Annotated in this window: 14 protein-coding genes and 1 pseudogene; 10 read left to right on the plus strand and 5 right to left on the minus strand. The window is 68.4% G+C overall.

Annotated features, from left to right (window positions below; all coding sequences use genetic code 11):
- Positions 1–46 precede the first annotated feature (46 nt).
- On the plus strand, positions 47–1270 hold the full coding sequence (locus HZU84_RS16265; RefSeq protein ID WP_149504304.1) for a DesA family fatty acid desaturase: 1224 nt from the start codon (positions 47–49) through the stop codon (positions 1268–1270).
- A gap of 24 nt (positions 1271–1294) precedes the next feature.
- On the opposite strand, the gene HZU84_RS16270 is transcribed toward HZU84_RS16265, so the two are convergent.
- From HZU84_RS16270 to trxB, 4 genes are all read right to left on the minus strand, one after another.
- Entirely contained in the window at positions 1295–2887 is a 1593-nt protein-coding gene (locus HZU84_RS16270) for a hypothetical protein (protein ID WP_149504303.1), read from the minus strand.
- Between the two features lie 284 nt (positions 2888–3171).
- A complete protein-coding gene (rpmG, locus tag HZU84_RS16275; protein WP_037483666.1) occupies positions 3172–3342 on the minus strand; it encodes a 50S ribosomal protein L33 in 171 nt (56 codons plus the stop codon).
- A 15-nt stretch (positions 3343–3357) separates the two neighbouring features.
- Entirely contained in the window at positions 3358–3591 is a 234-nt protein-coding gene (gene rpmB / locus HZU84_RS16280; RefSeq protein ID WP_037483668.1) for a 50S ribosomal protein L28, read from the minus strand.
- Between the two features lie 182 nt (positions 3592–3773).
- Positions 3774–4733: a thioredoxin-disulfide reductase gene (gene trxB / locus HZU84_RS16285; protein WP_149504302.1), complete on the minus strand. Its 960-nt coding sequence runs from the start codon at positions 4731–4733 to the stop codon at positions 3774–3776.
- Positions 4734–4980: 247 nt separating this feature from the next.
- Here trxB and HZU84_RS16290 point away from each other — a divergent pair, with 247 nt between their 5' ends.
- From HZU84_RS16290 to HZU84_RS16335, 9 genes are all read left to right on the plus strand, one after another.
- On the plus strand, positions 4981–5649 hold the full coding sequence (locus HZU84_RS16290) for a Crp/Fnr family transcriptional regulator (protein WP_037483673.1): 669 nt from the start codon (positions 4981–4983) through the stop codon (positions 5647–5649).
- Between the two features lie 145 nt (positions 5650–5794).
- Positions 5795–8434, plus strand: a complete 2640-nt coding sequence (locus HZU84_RS21010; RefSeq protein WP_276528779.1) for a DNA translocase FtsK — start codon at positions 5795–5797, stop codon at positions 8432–8434.
- On the plus strand, positions 8431–9090 hold the full coding sequence (gene lolA / locus HZU84_RS16305) for an outer membrane lipoprotein periplasmic chaperone LolA (protein WP_375139040.1): 660 nt from the start codon (positions 8431–8433) through the stop codon (positions 9088–9090). Before HZU84_RS21010 ends, lolA begins: the two co-directional genes overlap by 4 nt.
- Positions 9091–9109: 19 nt before the next feature.
- Positions 9110–10456 (plus strand): replication-associated recombination protein A, encoded by a 1347-nt coding sequence (locus HZU84_RS16310; protein WP_149505310.1) that lies wholly within the window; start codon positions 9110–9112, stop codon positions 10454–10456.
- A 228-nt stretch (positions 10457–10684) separates the two neighbouring features.
- On the plus strand, positions 10685–11620 hold the full coding sequence (locus tag HZU84_RS16315) for a branched-chain amino acid ABC transporter permease (protein WP_149504301.1): 936 nt from the start codon (positions 10685–10687) through the stop codon (positions 11618–11620).
- Between the two features lie 22 nt (positions 11621–11642).
- On the plus strand, positions 11643–12734 hold the full coding sequence (locus tag HZU84_RS16320; protein ID WP_375139041.1) for an ABC transporter permease subunit: 1092 nt from the start codon (positions 11643–11645) through the stop codon (positions 12732–12734).
- 19 nt (positions 12735–12753) lie between these two features.
- A complete protein-coding gene (locus tag HZU84_RS16325) occupies positions 12754–13545 on the plus strand; it encodes an ABC transporter ATP-binding protein (protein ID WP_149504300.1) in 792 nt (263 codons plus the stop codon).
- A 33-nt stretch (positions 13546–13578) separates the two neighbouring features.
- Entirely contained in the window at positions 13579–14316 is a 738-nt protein-coding gene (locus HZU84_RS16330) for an ABC transporter ATP-binding protein (RefSeq protein WP_149504299.1), read from the plus strand.
- Between the two features lie 27 nt (positions 14317–14343).
- Positions 14344–15399, plus strand: coding sequence for a histone deacetylase family protein (locus HZU84_RS16335; RefSeq protein ID WP_149504298.1), 1056 nt, complete (start codon positions 14344–14346; stop codon positions 15397–15399).
- 30 nt (positions 15400–15429) lie between these two features.
- On the opposite strand, the pseudogene HZU84_RS16340 reads toward HZU84_RS16335, so the two are convergent.
- Positions 15430–16162: pseudogene (locus HZU84_RS16340) on the minus strand (integrase core domain-containing protein).
- Positions 16163–16412: the final 250 nt, after the last annotated feature.

Here is a 16412-nt window from a genome sequence, read left to right on the forward strand (position 1 = left end):
CCGCCGTGCAGCCTGCCTGCTTCCTGCGTTTCTGAAAGTCTTTCCGATGTCCGACCTCTCGACGATCTGGGCAGTCCTGCTGGACTGGCTGGCTCATGGCCTGCTGCACGCCTCCTGGTGGCAGGTGCTGCTGTTCACGCTCGTGGTGACCCACATCACGATCGTCTCGATCACCGTCTTCCTGCACCGCAGCCAGGCGCATCGCTCGCTGGACCTCGGGCCGATCGCCTCGCATTTCTTCCGTTTCTGGCTATGGATGACCTCCGGCATGGTGACGAAGGAATGGGTCGCGGTCCATCGCAAGCACCACGCCAAGTGCGAGACGGTCGATGACCCGCACAGCCCGGTCGCGCATGGCCTGAAGACGGTGCTGCTGCGCGGCAGCGAGCTCTATCGCGCCGAGGCCAAGGTGCCCGAGACGCTGAAGAAGTACGGCCACAACACGCCCGACGACTGGGTCGAGCGCCATCTCTACACCGGCCGCTCGGCGCTGGGCGTGTCGCTGATGCTGATCATCGACGTGGCGCTGTTCGGCGCGCTCGGCCTGACGGTCTGGGCGGTGCAGATGCTGTGGAGTCCGATCCATGCCGCCGGCATCATCAACGGCCTGGGCCACCACTGGGGATACCGCAACTTCGAGGCGGCCGACGCCTCGACCAACATCTCGCCCTGGGGCCTCTGGATCGGCGGCGAGGAGCTGCACAACAACCACCACACCTTCCCGACCTCGGCCAAGCTGTCGGTCAAGCCCTTCGAGTTCGACATCGGCTGGGGCTACATCCGCCTGCTGGAAATGCTCGGCCAGGCCAAGGTGCGCAAGACCGCACCGCAGCTCAAGCTGGGCGAGATGAAGGCGGTGGCCGACAGCCAGACGCTGGAGGCGCTGATCGCCAACCGCTACGAGATGATGGCGCAGTACGCCACCGGCCTGCGCCGTGCCTGCAACGAGGAGCTCGAGCGCCTGAAGCAGCAGGGCGCGCAGAACACCGAGCGCTGGGCGCAGATGCGTCTGGCGCAGCGCTGGCTGCACCGCGACGAGCAGAAGATCCCGGCCGAGTTCAAGGCCAGCATCGCGCAGGCCTGCGACCAGAGCCCGGCACTGGCCAAGCTGGTGGCGATGCGCGAGGAGCTGCGCCAGCTCTGGACCCGCACCAATGTGTCAGGCGAGCAGCTGGTCGCCGACCTGCAGGCCTGGTGCCAGCGTGCCGAGGCCAGCGGCATCGTCGCGCTGCAGGATTTCGCGCGCACGCTGCGTTCGGCACGGGCCTGACGCGCGCGGGGGCGCCGGAGGTGTTCAGGCGGCCAGCACCTCGAACTCCACGACATCGAGCAACGAAGTCCGGGGCATCTGCTCTCGACGGCGCAGCAGGCCGTGCAGCGTCAGAAGTTGCTCGAAGGCGGGCAGATCGAGTTCCTCCAGTGCGGTCGGTCGCAGCAGCAGCGCGGCCAGGTGCGCCTCGGCCTGAGCCTCGTTCCAGTGCTCGCAGACCTGCTTCCAGGTGAGTTCGTGCTGCTCGAGCTGGCGCGGGCCATCCTGCGACGATGCCGCTGAGGCGGATGTCGTCGGCGGCGACATTGGCGGCACTCGCACGTTGTAGAGCGCCTCGAGCTGAGCCGCCACCCGCTCGTGGTTCCAGGGCTGGCGCAGCTGCTCGTAGAGGGCCAGCAGCCGCATCAGCAGCCAGGGGCAGCGGCCCTGGCCTTCGAGCAGGCGGCGCTCGAGCACCATGACCCAGCCGAGCTGCTGCTCGGCGTTGCCGGGTGGTGCGGCATCCAGTTCCGCCAGCAGCTCCTGGCTGCCCTCGTCGTCCAGGCGAGGATGGCCGAAGTTGCTGTCCTGCCAGCAGGAGCGATCCTCGGCAGAGGGCAGGGCCGATGCTGACGAGGATGCTGGAGCGGCGGCTGTCGAGGCCTCGTCGTCCTGCGGCTGAGGCCATTCGATCGTGATGATCCGTGCGCCTTGGGGCGAGGCGGACGATGCGTGCGCGTCGGTGCCTGCGTGATGGGTGCGGGTCTGCCCGGCGTGCGGTGCTGGGCTGCCGACGGAGGTGGCTTCATCCTCTTGTGCGCTCTGTCCTCGCCGTCGCTTCGTGCCGGAGGGCGTGCGGCGTCGACCGGCCAGACCGGATCCTGTCGGTCGATCGTGCAGCAGCCGTCCGATCATCATGCAGCTGCCCAGGCCGATCAGCGTGCCGGCCACCAGGGCTGCGTCGCGCCAGGGCGGGGCAGGGGCGTCCTGTCGGGCCAGTTGCAGCTTCAGCTCGTCCAGGGCGGCGCGGGTCTCGCGCTGCTGCTCATGCAGATGTCGCCAGGCATCGGAGGGCTCAGCCTGGGCCTGGGCGCCGGGTGCGGAGGGCGGCAGCCGCTCCGCCACCAGACGGGCGATCAGCTCGGCTGCGCCGGTCAGTGCGGCCTCGTCGGCGCGGGCCGGGCTGCTCGGGGACTGTGGGCGGGGTGCGGCCGCGGGTGTTGCCGGCGCAGCGTGGGCCTGACCGGTCGGGCGCACCTGTGCCGCCGGTCTGCGGGACAGAGGACGGCGTGGAGGATCGGCGAGCACGGTGAACTCCCGGCTGAAGGCCGCGCCGCACAGCAGGTCCACTCGTCCGATCAGCACCGGTTCCTCGACGATCGCGGGGCTTTGGATCTGGACCGTCACCTGTTCATCCTGCCCGCTGGGCACGGTGCGTATCCGGATCGGTTCGATCGCTTCGCCACTGTCGGCATGCTGCAGGCGCACCGCGACGCAGTCCGGCCCCAGCAGTGCGGGCGGGATGTCGAAGGCGCGCACCTGCAGGCTCATGTCGACAGGCTCGCCGATGGTGGCCTGGCTGCGACGGGTGTCGATGGACTGCGCGCCGGCCGGCTGCGACAGCAGAACCAGGCCCAACCACAGCAGCCCGATCCGTCCGGTCTGCCGGCATCGCCGGGGGTGGGATCCGCACAGGAGCATGGTGTCCCTCCTCGAGATTTCACCGGACTCACTGTAGGCGGGGGTGGGCTGTCGGCCTCATCCCCCTGGAGGGGGCCCCCGCAAGGGGGAGTCCGCGCCGGCCATCGATGTTGGCAGGCTGGACGCGGACATGAAGAAAACCCGCCGGGACATGACTGTCCGGGCGGGTCTGCACGGGTACGTTCCGCAGCGGCTGCCGAGGAACGTCTCGATCATCGAGATCAGCGCAGCTTCACTTCCTTGTACAGGACGTGCTTGCGTGCCTTCGGATCGAACTTCATGAATTCCAGCTTTTGCGGCGTGGTCTTCTTGTTCTTGTCCGTGGTGTAGAAGTGGCCGGTACCCGCAGTGGATTCCAGCTTGATCTTTTCGCGTCCGCCTTTGGCTGCCATGGTGTCGGTCTCCGATTACAGTTCGCCGCGAGCACGCAGGTCCGCCAGGACCACGTCGATGCCCTTCTTGTCGATCAGGCGCAGAGCCGCGTTCGAGATGCGCAGGCGAACCCAGCGGTTCTCGCTCTCGACCCAGAAACGGCGGTACTGCAGGTTGGGCAGCCAACGGCGCTTGGTTTTGTTGTTGGCGTGGGAAACATTGTTCCCGGTCATCGGGCCCTTGCCCGTGACTTGACAGACGCGTGCCATGACGCTTCTCCGATCTATGGTTACAGCAACCAGCGCAGACCCGCCCGCCCGGAACTTGCAGCACTTGTGGTGCCTGGTCTGATGGTTACCCCTCCGACAGCGCCATCCGGCACCTCGGGTCTCTTTTGGCGGCAAAACGTCGATTGTAGCCTGAAAACGGTCCTGGGCCCAGGACCGACGCCTCAACCGTAGTTCTGTTCCAGGAAACGCTGGGCATCCAGCGCGGCCATGCAGCCGGTGCCGGCGCTGGTGATGGCCTGACGGTAGACATGGTCCTGGACATCGCCGGCGGCGAAGATGCCGGGAACGCTGGTCATCGTCGCGAAGCCGTCCAGACCGGAGCGGGTGACGATGTAGCCGTCCTTCATCTCGAGCTGGCCCTGGAAGATGTCGGTGTTCGGGTGGTGGCCGATCGCGATGAAGCAGCCCTTGACCGCCAGGTCGCGGGTGCTGCCGTCCTCGGTGCTCTTCAGGCGCACGCCGGTCACGCCGCTCTGGTCACCCAGGACTTCATCCAGTTTCTGAAACAGATGTAACTCCATTTTTCCGGCGGCAACCTTCTCGTGCAGCTTGTCGACCATGATCGCCTCGGCGCGGAACTTGTCACGGCGGTGGATCAGATGGACCTTGCTGGCGATGTTCGACAGGTAGAGCGCCTCCTCGACCGCGGTGTTGCCGCCGCCGACGACGCAGACCTCGTCGCCGCGGTAGAAGAAGCCGTCGCAGGTCGCACAGCCGCTGACGCCGCGGCCCATGAAGGTCTGCTCGGAGGGCAGGCCCAGGTACTTGGCGCTGGCACCTGTGGCGATGATCAGCGTGTCGCAGGTGTAGGTGCCGCTGTCGCCCTTGAGCGTGAAGGGGCGCTGGCTGAAGTCGACCTGGTTGATGTGGTCGTAGACGAACTGGGTGTTGAAGCGCTCGGCGTGCTTCTGGAAGCGCTCCATCAGCTCGGGGCCCTGCACGCCCATCACGTCGGCCGGCCAGTTGTCCACCTCGGTGGTCGTCATCAGCTGGCCGCCCTGGGCCATGCCGGTGACCAGCATCGGCTTGAGGTTGGCGCGGGCGGCGTAGATGGCGGCGGTGTAGCCGGCCGGGCCGGAGCCGAGGATGAGGACTTGGGCGTGCTGGACAGTGCTGGTCATGGCGTTCTGTGGCGGGTTCTGGGGCAGGCGCCGGCGGGCGGCGCGCGGTTTCATTTCCGGGTCGGTTCGCTGTTCAACGACGCGACGCATCGGTTAGAGTCGCGTCGCATCGGGCGTGCGTGACGCGGTGCGATTCGAGAGCTTAGCGGTTCCCGATCGTCCCCGGTCGCCAGGGGATGCCGACTCGCGCCAGGCCTGGCCCCAACTCAACGACAGAAACCAAACAAGCACAGGAGTGACCCCCAACATGGCGATGCTCTCGAATCTCGATCTGATCCGGCGTGTGCCGCTGTTCTCGATGCTGACCGTCGAGCAGGCCCAGACGATCGCCGACGGCGTGGTCAAGCGCCGGTACCGTCGCGGCGAGATCATCGTCGAGCAGGGTCGCAAGTCGGACGCGCTGTTCATCCTGCTGAGCGGCCGTGCCCGCGTGATCACCTCGGATGCACGCGGCCGCGAGGTCATCCTGGCGGTGCTCGAGGCCGGCGACTATCTCGGCGAGATGAGCCTGATCGACAACGAGCCGCATTCGGCCACCGTGCGCGCCGAGGTCCAGACCGATGTGCTGGTGCTGGGACGCAACGAGTTCGCGGTCTGCCTGCCGGACAACTCCAGCCTGTCCTACGCGATCCTGCGCGGCCTGGTGGCGCGCCTGCGCAATGCCGACCGCCAGATCGAGTCGCTGGCGCTGCTCGATGTCTACGGCCGGGTGGCGCGTGCGCTGCTCGACATGGCCGAGGACGACGAGGGCCGCCGCGTCATCCGCTCCAAGGTCTCGCGCCAGGATCTGGCCAAGGTCGTCGGCGCCTCGCGCGAGATGGTCAGCCGGGTCATGAAGGATCTCGAGGAACGCCATCTGATCGAGACCCAGGAAAATGGCTGGGTCGTCCTGACCGAGCGTCTGGCCTCGCAATAAGCGCAGACCTCGCCCGGTTGTCGTTTCAAGACCATCCTGACGGATGGCGGACAATTCGGGCATGACTTATCCGCTCGGTTCGCTGCGCGGCACGGCCTCAGGGTCGTCTGCAGCCGCGCAAACCCGTTCCTCCCTGCCTCGTCCGGTGTCACGCTGGCGCCTGCAGCTGGCCATCACGCTTGGCGGCACGCTGCTGGTGCTGTGGATGCTGGCGATGTTCAGCCATCACCCGGGCGACGCGGCCTTCTCGACTTCCGGGGACGGTCGTCCGCTGCGCAACCAGGCCGGCGTGATCGGGGCCTGGCTGTCCGATCTGTCCTTCGTGCTGTGCGGCCTGTCGTCCTGGTGGCTGCTGCTTTTCGGCCTGCGTGGCTGGCTGTCGGCGGTGGCCCGGCTGCTGCGGGTCGATCTGGCGCCGGTGGAGACGATCGACGGCCCGGTGCACTGGCGGCCCTGGTGGCAGGCCTGGGTCGGGCTGCTGCTGCTGCTGCTGTCGAGCACCTCGCTCGAGTGGACGCGGCTCTACCAGCATGAAGGCCTGGTGGCCGGAACCCATGCCGGTGGCGTGCTGGGCGCCATGCTCGGCCCGCTGAGCATGAAGCTGCTGGGCTTCGTCGGCAGCGGCGTGCTGTGGATCGTGCTGCTGCTGCTGTCGATGGCCTGGGCCTTCCGGTTCTCCTGGCTGGGTCTGGCCGAGCGCATCGGTGCGCTGTTCGACATCTGGCGCGAGCGCCGCGACGAGCGTCTGGCCGAGGCCGAGGACAAGCGCATCGGCGAGCAGGCGCAGCGCGAGCGCGGCCTGTCCGGACAGGCGCCTGCCGATGACCTGATGGCCGCCGGCGCGGCACTCGCACCTGCCGCGACGCCTGGGCCGGCGACTGCGGCCCCGCGCCGCGCCCGCAAGGAGCGCGAGGCTGCTGCAGCGCCTGCCGTGGCGCCGGTCGAGCCGGAATTCGGCGACATCGCTGCGCTGGCTCCGGGCCGCTCGCCCGGCCACGAGCCGGATTTCGTCGACACCCTGCCGCAGATGCCGCCGGAGATGCCGCCGCAGCCCCTGCCGACGCCGGTTCCCGCGGTGGCGCCAGCGCCAGTCCGGATGCGCGAACCGGCGCCCTTGCCCGCGCCGATGCCTGCACCCGTGCCGGCTCTGGCACGGGCCTCGGTGGCGCCGTGGGATGATCCGGCCGACGACGAGGACGACCTGCCGCCGGCACCGGCCGCGCCGCCGGTCTTCGTCATGCCGCCGCCGGCGCCCCGTCCGGCCATGCCGGTGGTCTTCGCGCCGGCCGGCGAGGGCGGGCGCCCGTCGGTCGATCTGCTGGACGCCGCGCCGCCGCAGGCCGAATCCGCCACGCCGGAGGAGCTGGAGAAGACCAGCCGCATGATCGAGCGCCACCTGAAGAACTTCGGCGTCGAGGTGACGGTGATCGCTGCGATGCCGGGGCCGGTGGTGACCCGCTTCGAGATCGAGCCGGCGGTGGGTGTCAAGGGCTCGCAGATCGTCAATCTGGCCAAGGATCTGGCCCGTTCGCTCAGCCTGGTGTCGATCCGCGTGGTCGAGACGATTCCGGGCCGCAACTGCATGGCGCTGGAGCTGCCCAACCGCAAGCGCCAGGTGATCCGCCTGTCCGAGGTGCTGGGCGCGCCGGTCTACCGCGAGGCGCCCTCGCTGCTGACCATGGGCCTGGGCAAGAACATCGTCGGCGAGCCGATCGTGGCCGACCTGGGCAAGATGCCGCACTGCCTGGTGGCCGGCACCACCGGCTCGGGCAAGTCGGTGGGCATCAACGGCATGATCCTGTCGCTGCTGTACAAGGCCGAGCCGGAGGATGTGCGCCTGATCCTGATCGATCCGAAGATGCTCGAGATGAGCGTCTACGAAGGCATTCCGCACCTGCTCGCGCCGGTGGTCACCGACATGAAGCAGGCCTCGAACGCGCTGAACTGGTGCGTGGCCGAGATGGAGCGGCGCTACCGGCTGATGAGCAAGCTGGGCGTGCGCAATCTGGCCGGCTACAACGCGAAGATCCGCGAGGCCCAGGAGCGCGAGCAGCTGATCCCCAACCCCTTCAGCCTGACGCCGGAGGAGCCTGAGCCGCTCGACCGCCTGCCGCACATCGTCGTCGTCATCGACGAGCTGGCCGATCTGATGATGGTGGTCGGCAAGAAGATCGAGGAACTCATCGCCCGCCTGGCGCAGAAGGCGCGTGCCGCCGGCATCCACCTGATCCTGGCCACGCAGCGCCCGTCGGTCGACGTGATCACCGGCCTGATCAAGGCCAACATCCCGACCCGGCTGAGCTTCCAGGTCTCGAGCAAGATCGACAGCCGCACCATTCTCGACCAGATGGGCGCCGAGGCGCTGCTGGGCATGGGCGACATGCTCTACATGGCCTCCGGCACCGGACAGCCGGTGCGGGTGCACGGCGCCTTCGTCTCCGACGACGAGGTGCACCGCGTCGTCGAGTTCCTGAAGAGCCAGGGCGAGCCGAACTACATCGAGGGCATCCTGGAGGGCGGCACGCTCGAGGGCGAGGGCGGCGCCAACGACACCAACGCCGAGGGCGGTGGCGGCGACGCCGAGGCCGATCCGATGTACGACCAGGCGGTGGCCATCGTGCTGCAGAACCGCAAGGCCTCGATCTCGCTGGTGCAGCGCCATCTGCGCATCGGCTACAACCGTGCGGCGCGGCTGCTGGAACAAATGGAAAAAACCGGACTCGTATCGAGCATGTCCACCAACGGCAACCGCGACATCCTCGTCCCGGCGCGCAAGGAAGAATGAAGCTGCTCTCCCTCGAATCCCTCTCGAAGCGGCCCGGCCGTGGCCGGGTGCTGATGCTGGCGCTGGCGGCTGCCGTCGCCACCACCGCGCTGCCGGCGCGCGCCGACGCGGTCGACACGCTGCGCAGCTTCGTGCAGACGGTGCAGTCCGGCCGGGCCGCCTTCACGCAGGTCGCCACCTCGCCCGACGGCGCGAAGAAGAAGACCTCCAGCGGCGAGTTCGAGTTCCAGCGCCCGAACCGCTTCCGCTTCGACTACGCCCGGCCCTACGAGCAGCAGATCGTCGCCGACGGCCAGAAGGTCTGGCTCTTCGATGTCGACCTGAACCAGGTGACGGTGCGGCCCTTCGACCAGGCGCTGGGCGCCACGCCTGCGGCGCTGCTGGCCGGCGGCAGCCTGGAGCGCGACTTCACGCTGTCGGCCGAGCCCGACCAGGGCGGCCTGCAGTGGGCAGCCGCCCAGCCCAAGGCGAAGGAGAGCCAGATCCGCCAGCTGCGGGTGGGCTTCCGCGGCAAGGACCTGGCGGCGATCGAGCTGACCGATGCGCTTGGCCAGCGCTCGCGGCTCGACTTCTCGCGCTTCGAGGCCAATCTGAAGCTGCCGGCCGAGCGCTTCCGCTTCAGCGCGCCGGCCGGCGCCGACGTGCTGCAGCAGTGAGCCGCGGGCAGTGAACGACCTGTTCGACGATGTGCCGACCGACCCGCCGGACACCCATCCGCCAGGGACGCCGGGCGCATCGGCCGCGCCGGAGGCGCCCCTGGCCGAGCGGCTGCGCCCGCGCCACATCGACGAGGTGATCGGCCAGACCCACCTGCTGGGCGCGGGCAAGCCGCTGCGCGCGGCCTTCGTGTCGCGCCGGCCGCATTCGATGATCCTGTGGGGCCCGCCGGGCGTGGGCAAGACGACGCTGGCGCGGCTCACCGCCAAGGCCTTCGACGCCGACTTCGTGCCGATCTCCGCGGTGCTGGGCGGCGTGAAGGACATCCGCGAGGCGGTCGAGCGCGCGCAGCGCTCGCAGGCGCGGGGGCGGCGCTGCATCGTCTTCGTCGACGAGGTGCACCGCTTCAACAAGGCGCAGCAGGACGCCTTCCTGCCGCATGTCGAGTCGGGTCTGTTCACCTTCATCGGCGCGACGACCGAGAACCCGTCCTTCGAGGTCAACTCGGCGCTGCTGTCGCGCGCGACGGTGCATGTGCTCGAGCCGCTGGGCGAGGCCGAGCTGCTGGCGCTGCTGGCGCGGGCCGGCGAGGCGCTGCCCGCGCCCGCCCCGGAGCCCGCCGCGGCGCAGCGCCTGGTGGCCTATGCCGACGGCGATGCGCGCCGGCTGCTCAACACCTTCGAGAACGTGGTGCGCATGGCCGGCACCGACCGGCCGCTGGACGAGGCGGCGCTGGAGCGCTGCCTGGGCGCGCAGCTGCGCCGCTACGACAAGGGCGGCGATCAGTTCTTCGATGCGATCTCGGCGCTGCACAAGGCGGTGCGCGGCAGCAGCCCGGACGGTGCGCTGTACTGGTTCGCGCGCATGATCGACGGCGGAGCCGACCCGCGCTACATCGCCCGACGCCTGGTGCGCATGGCCAGCGAGGACATCGGCCTGGCCGATCCGCGCGCGCTGCGCATCGCGCTGGATGCCTCGGAGACCTACGAGCGGCTCGGCTCGCCCGAGGGCGAGCTGACGCTGGCGCAGGCGGTGCTCTATCTGGCCGTCGCCCCGAAGTCCAACGCCGCCTATGTCGCCTGGAAGGCCGCGCAGGCCTTCGTGAAGCAGGACGGCTCGCGTCCGGTGCCGGCGCACCTGCGCAATGCGCCGACCCGGCTGATGAAGGACCTCGGGCACGGACGGAATTACCGGTACGCGCACGACGAGCCGGACGGATATCCGTCCGGCGAGAACTATTTCCCGGACGGGCTGGCGCCGGCGCCACGTTTCTACCAGCCGGTCGACCGCGGGCTCGAGATCCGCATCGGCGAGAAGCTCGAGAGATTGCGGGAGCTGGACGCCCAGGCGAACAAGTCGCGCTGAGTGGCGGTGCTTTCCCGGATCTGATCCGGCCAGAAGGGTGAGTGTCTGGATTTTCTGCGGTTCGTGCGCTTGTGCCGCTGAAATGCGGCCGGTCCGGGCCGGTGCAATGCACTGCGACGTCGCTGGCGGGAAGGATGTCACGATCCGCCGATCCCCTGAGCGGGTCAGGGTTTCCATGGGCTGGCACGGCCCTTGCGATTTCCTGAGCAAGCCACAGGAGATCTTGGAATGGACATCTTTGTACAGCAGATCATCAACGGTCTGGTGCTCGGGAGCATGTATGCGCTCGTGGCACTGGGCTACACGATGGTCTACGGCATCATCAGCCTGATCAACTTCGCGCACGGCGAAGTGCTCATGGTCGGCGCCATGGTCAGCTGGACCGTCGCGACCTTTCTGCTGGATACCGCCTCGCCCATGCCGGGCTGGCTGATCATGCTGATCTCGGCGATCGCCGCGATCATCGTCTGCGCGGCGCTGAACTACTCCATCGAGAAGATCGCCTACCGGCCGCTGCGCAACGCGCCGCGCCTGGCGCCGCTGATCACCGCGATGGGCATGAGCCTGCTGCTGCAGACGCTGGCGATGATCATCTGGAAGCCGAATCCGAAGCCCTATCCGCAGCTGCTGCCGGTCGAGGTGTTCTTCCTGTGGGAGGACGGCCCGGTCATCACGCTGACCCAGGTGCTGATCCTGGTGATCACCGCGGTGGTGCTGACCGGTCTGCTGTGGCTGGTCAACAAGACCAAGCTCGGCCGCGCGATGCGCGCCACCGCCGAGAACCCGCGTGTCGCCGGCCTGATGGGCGTGCGCCCCGACCACATCATCAGCGCGACCTTCATCATCGGCGCGGCGCTGGCGGCCATCGCCGGCATCATGTGGGCGGCCAACTACGGCACGCTGCAGCACAGCATGGGCTTCATGCCCGGCCTGAAGGCCTTCACCGCCGCGGTGTTCGGCGGCATCGGCAACCTGACCGGCGCGATGGTCGGCGGCGTGCTGCTCGGCCTGATCGAGGCGCTGGGCGCCGGCTACCTGGGTGACCTGACCGGCGGCCTGTTCGGCAGCCACTATGTCGAGATCTTCGCCTTCCTGGTGCTGATCCTGGTCCTGACGCTGCGCCCGAGCGGCCTGATGGGCGAGCGTGTCGCCGATCGCGCCTGACGCCGTCCGAGGAGAGACTCACATGCAACACATGGACAAGACCAAGCAGATCGTCGTCTTCCTGCTGGCGGCGGTCGCGCTGCTGGCCCTGCCGCTGGTGGTGGCGCAGTTCGGCCAGGGCTGGGTGCGCATCATGGCGCTGGCGCTGCTGTACGTGATGCTGGCCCTGGGCCTGAACATCGTCGTCGGCTACGCCGGCCTGCTCGACCTGGGCTATGTCGCCTTCTATGCCGTCGGGGCCTATCTGTACGCGCTGGTGGCCTCGCCGCACCTGATGGAGAACTTCGAGTCCATCCGGGCGGCCTATCCGGACGGGATGCATTTCCCGATCTGGGCGGTGGTGCCGATCGCCGCGGCGGTCGCGGCGGTCTGCGGCATGCTGCTGGGCGCGCCGACGCTGAAGCTGCGCGGCGATTACCTGGCCATCGTCACGCTGGGCTTCGGCGAGATCATCCGGGTGTTCATGAACAACCTGGAGCATCCGGTCAACATCACCAACGGTCCGCGCGGCATCAGCCAGATCGATCCGATCAGCATCGGCGGCGTGAGCTTCGGCAAGCCGCTGGAACTGTTCGGCCACAGCTTCCCGTCGGTGACGCTGTACTACTACCTGTTCCTGACGCTGGTGATCTTCACCGTCATCATCTGCCACCGCATCGAGACCTCCCGCATCGGCCGGGCCTGGATGGCGGTGCGCGAGGACGAGATCGCCGCCAAGGCGATGGGCCTGAACACCCGCAACCTGAAGCTGCTGGCCTTCGGCATGGGCGCCACCTTCGGCGGCGTGTCGGGCTCGATGTTCGCGGCCTTCCAGGGCTTCATCTCGCCGGAGTCGTTCACGCTGGCCGAGTCGATCATGATCGTCGCGATGGTGGTGCTGGGCGGCATCGGCCACATTCCCGGCGTGATCCTGGGCGCGGTGATGCTGGCGGCGCTGCCGGAGGTGCTGCGCTATGTCGCCGGCGACATCCAGGCGATGACCGGCGGCCGTCTCGACGCCGCCATCCTGCGCCAGCTGCTGATCGCGCTGGCGATGATCTCGATCATGCTGCTGCGTCCGCGCGGCCTGTGGCCGGCGCCCGAGCATGGCAAGGCCGCCCCGGTCGCCAAGTGATCCCCAGGAGAAGCACCTCATGAGCAACAGCACGCAATCCGAGATCGTCCTCGAGGTCAAGGGCGTCTCCAAGCGCTTCGGCGGCCTGCAGGCCCTCTCCGACGTCGGCATCACCATCCGCAAGGGTCAGGTCTACGGTCTGATCGGCCCGAACGGCGCCGGCAAGACGACCTTCTTCAACGTCATCACCGGTCTGTACACGCCGGACGGCGGCACCTTCCAGCTCGGCGGCGCGCCCTACACGCCCACCGCCGTGCACGAGGTGGCCGCGGCCGGCATCGCGCGCACCTTCCAGAACATCCGGCTCTTCCCCGAGATGACCGCGCTGGAGAACGTGATGGTCGGCCGCCATGTGCGCACGAAGTCGGGTCTGATCGGCGCGATCTTCCGCACGCCCGGATTCAAGGCCGAGGAGGCCGCGATCGCGAAGCGCGCGCAGGAACTGCTCGACTATGTCGGCATCGGCAAGTACGCCGAGTTCAAGTCGCGCACCCTGAGCTACGGCGACCAGCGTCGCCTGGAGATCGCCCGTGCGCTGGCCACCGATCCGAAGCTGATCGCGCTCGACGAGCCGGCCGCCGGCATGAACGCCACCGAGAAGGTGGTGCTGCGCGAGCTGATCGACCGCATCCGCAAGGACGGCCGCACTATCCTGATCATCGAGCACGACGTGAAGCTGATGATGGGCCTGTGCGACCGGCTGACGGTGCTCGACTACGGCAAGCAGATCGCCGAAGGCACCGCGGCCGAAGTGCAGAAGAACGAGAAGGTGATCGAGGCCTACCTCGGCACCGGCCACAAGGCCCACTGAGCCCGGCTTGATCGCACAGGAAAGCAGACCATCATGTCGAGCAATGACAAGAAGAGCGGGCAGGTCCTGCTCAGCATCGAGAACGTCAAGGTCGCCTACGGCGGCATCCAGGCCGTCAAGGGCGTCAGCCTGGAAGTGCGCGAGGGCGAGCTGGTCTCGCTGATCGGCGCCAACGGCGCGGGCAAGACCACCACGCTGAAGGCGGTCACCGGCCTGCAGCCGATCGGCGACGGCGACGTGAAGTACCTCGGCCGCAGCCTGAAGGGGCAGGGCGCCTGGGATCTGGCCAAGCAGGGCCTGGTGATGATTCCGGAAGGTCGCGGCACCTTCACCCGGATGACCATCACCGAGAACCTGCAGATGGGCGCCTACACCCGCGACGACAAGGCGGCCATCCTGGAGGACATCGACAAGGTCTTCTCCATCTTCCCGCGCCTGAAGGAGCGCCGCGACCAGCTCGCCGGCACGATGTCGGGCGGCGAGCAGCAGATGCTGGCGATGGGCCGCGCGCTGATGGCCAAGCCGAAGGTGCTGCTGCTCGACGAGCCGTCGATGGGTCTGTCGCCGATCATGGTCGACAAGATCTTCGAGGTGGTGAACGACATCCACAAGCAGGGCGTGACCATGCTGCTGGTCGAGCAGAACGCCAGCCGCGCGCTGGCGGTGGCCGACCGCGGCTATGTGATGGAGTCCGGCCTGATCACCATGACCGGCGCCGGTCGCCAGCTGCTCGAGGACCCGAAGGTCCGCGCCGCCTACCTGGGCGAGTGAGTCGTCCGGCGGGGAGGGCCGGTCCTGATGAAGATCTTCCGCAACGCCCTCTACCGCCGCCATGACGCGCGCCTGGAGATGTACCGTGGCCGCCTCGTACCCTGTCACGAGACGCCCGCGCGGCTGGACCATGTGCTGGCCGAGCTGGCGCGCCGGCCGGTCGGCGCGCTGCGCGATCCGGTCCCGGATGATGCCGGGCTGGACGCGGCGCTGGCGGCGATCCATGCGCCGCGCTACCTCGACTTCCTGGCCGGTGCCTGGGACGAGTGGGTGGCGCTCGATCCGGCCAACGCCGGCACCGACATCCTGCCGGCGGTCTGGCCGGTGCGGGGCTTTCGCGCCGACGTGCTGCCCGAGAGCTTCGCCGCGCGCATCGGCCTGTTCTCCTTCGATGCCGGCAGCCCCGTCATGGCCGGCACCTGGGCGGCGGCCCGCGAGGGCGCGGCCTGCGCCCGCTCTGCCGCGCTGGCGGTGTCGGGTGGCGAGCGCGCCGCCTTCGCGCTGACCCGTCCGCCCGGCCACCACGCCGGGCCGGACTTCTTCGGCGGCTACTGCTTCCTCAACAACGCCGCGCTGGCGGCGCAGACGCTGCGCGACCACGGCGCGGCTCGGGTGGCGGTGCTCGATGTCGACTACCACCACGGCAACGGCACGCAGACCATCTTCTACGGCCGCGATGACGTGCTGACGGTGTCGCTGCACGGCGATCCGCGCACCGAATATCCCTTCTTTCTCGGTCACGCCGACGAGCGCGGCGAGGGCGCCGGCCTGGGTGCGAACCTGAACCTGCCGTTGCCGCGCGGCACCTCGGCCACGACCTGGTTCGAGGCGCTCGAGGCCGGCCTGGCCGCGGTGGCCGCCCACCGCGCCGAGGCGCTGGTGGTGGCGCTGGGCGTCGACACCTTCGAGGGCGACCCGATCTCGGGCTTCCACCTGCGCGCCGACGACTACCTGCGCCTGGGCGAGCGCCTGGCGCGTGCCGGCCTGCCGGTGGTGCTGACGATGGAGGGCGGCTACGCGGTCGCCGAGGTCGGCGTCAATGTGGTCAATGTGCTCGAAGGCTTCAGGGCGGCTGCCGGCTGAGGTGAGTGCCTGACACCGTAAGCTCCCCCGTCAAGCAGACAGCTGATTCCCAGAGTCTGCGGCGGTTGTGGTGATCAATCGGGGCATGAACTGCCTGGGTGGCTTGCCGCCCAGGGCGTCATGCGGTCGGTATTCGTTGTACTGGGTCAGCCAGTCGTCGGCGATGGCCTGGACCTGCCCGGTGGAATTGAACAGCCAGGCGTCGAGCACTTCGGTGCGGAAGGTGCGGTTGAAGCGCTCGACGTAGGCGTTCTGGTTGGGCTCGCCGGGCTCGATGTGGTTCAGCGCGATGCCTCGGCGCTGGGCCCACGCGACGAATTCGCGGCTGCTCATCTCCGGCCAGCGCCTCGCGGTTGGCCTCGTCGATCACGTTGAGGGTGCGGAACCGCCGGCCGTCGTAGAGCACGTCGTGCATGAAATCCAGCGCCCAGCCCTGGTTGACGCAGGCGTCTGCCGTACGCCGCCCGCGACAAGCCTGTGGCTCTGCAGGCTCGTGTGACCGGCAGGCGATGCTCGGTCACCATGGCCGAGACCACCTGCCGCTTCGCGGACGGCGTCAGAATTTTTTTGCCAGCACGTCCTTGATCGCCGCGTTCTCCAGCGCCAGGTCCGAGACCGTCGCGCCGGCGTATTTGCTCTTCCACGCGTAGTACGTCGGCGCGCTGATGCCGCGCTTGCGGCACACCTCGGCCACCGGCAGCCCGGCCTCTCCTTCTTTCAGGATCGCCACGATCTGGCTCTCGCTGAACTTGCTCTTCCTCATCGGCTCGCTCCTTTCGGACTGGGCCGCATTCTCTGGTTTCGGCTGTCTACTTGCAGGGGGAGCTTACGAATCGTCGCAAGTCCTTGTCGGGCAACGGTTTGTGTTGGATTGCATGGTTTTGAGGGGCTCTGTTGCACAAAGCGAGCGTCCGAGCGCTCGTAGACTGACGCGGTGAGCGAAGCCAAGAAGAAGCGGACGAAGTACCGCACGACGAACTGGAAGGCCTACAACGCGGCGCTGAAGGCGCGGG

The organism is Sphaerotilus sulfidivorans (assembly GCF_013426975.1).
In the GTDB taxonomy this organism is placed as follows: domain Bacteria; phylum Pseudomonadota; class Gammaproteobacteria; order Burkholderiales; family Burkholderiaceae_C; genus Sphaerotilus; species Sphaerotilus sulfidivorans.

Excerpts from the sequence above, each read along its gene's own strand:
- HZU84_RS16265 (WP_149504304.1), top strand. The coding sequence starts at position 47 with ATGTCCGACCTCTCGACGATCTGGGCAGTCCTGCTGGACTGGCTGGCT.
- rpmG (WP_037483666.1), bottom strand. The coding sequence starts at position 3,342 with ATGGCAGCCAAAGGCGGACGCGAAAAGATCAAGCTGGAATCCACTGCG.
- rpmB (WP_037483668.1), bottom strand. The coding sequence starts at position 3,591 with ATGGCACGCGTCTGTCAAGTCACGGGCAAGGGCCCGATGACCGGGAAC.
- trxB (WP_149504302.1), bottom strand. The coding sequence starts at position 4,733 with ATGACCAGCACTGTCCAGCACGCCCAAGTCCTCATCCTCGGCTCCGGC.
- HZU84_RS16290 (WP_037483673.1), top strand. The coding sequence starts at position 4,981 with ATGGCGATGCTCTCGAATCTCGATCTGATCCGGCGTGTGCCGCTGTTC.
- lolA (WP_375139040.1), top strand. The coding sequence starts at position 8,431 with ATGAAGCTGCTCTCCCTCGAATCCCTCTCGAAGCGGCCCGGCCGTGGC.
- HZU84_RS16315 (WP_149504301.1), top strand. The coding sequence starts at position 10,685 with ATGGACATCTTTGTACAGCAGATCATCAACGGTCTGGTGCTCGGGAGC.
- HZU84_RS16320 (WP_375139041.1), top strand. The coding sequence starts at position 11,643 with ATGCAACACATGGACAAGACCAAGCAGATCGTCGTCTTCCTGCTGGCG.
- HZU84_RS16325 (WP_149504300.1), top strand. The coding sequence starts at position 12,754 with ATGAGCAACAGCACGCAATCCGAGATCGTCCTCGAGGTCAAGGGCGTC.
- HZU84_RS16330 (WP_149504299.1), top strand. The coding sequence starts at position 13,579 with ATGTCGAGCAATGACAAGAAGAGCGGGCAGGTCCTGCTCAGCATCGAG.
- HZU84_RS16335 (WP_149504298.1), top strand. The coding sequence starts at position 14,344 with ATGAAGATCTTCCGCAACGCCCTCTACCGCCGCCATGACGCGCGCCTG.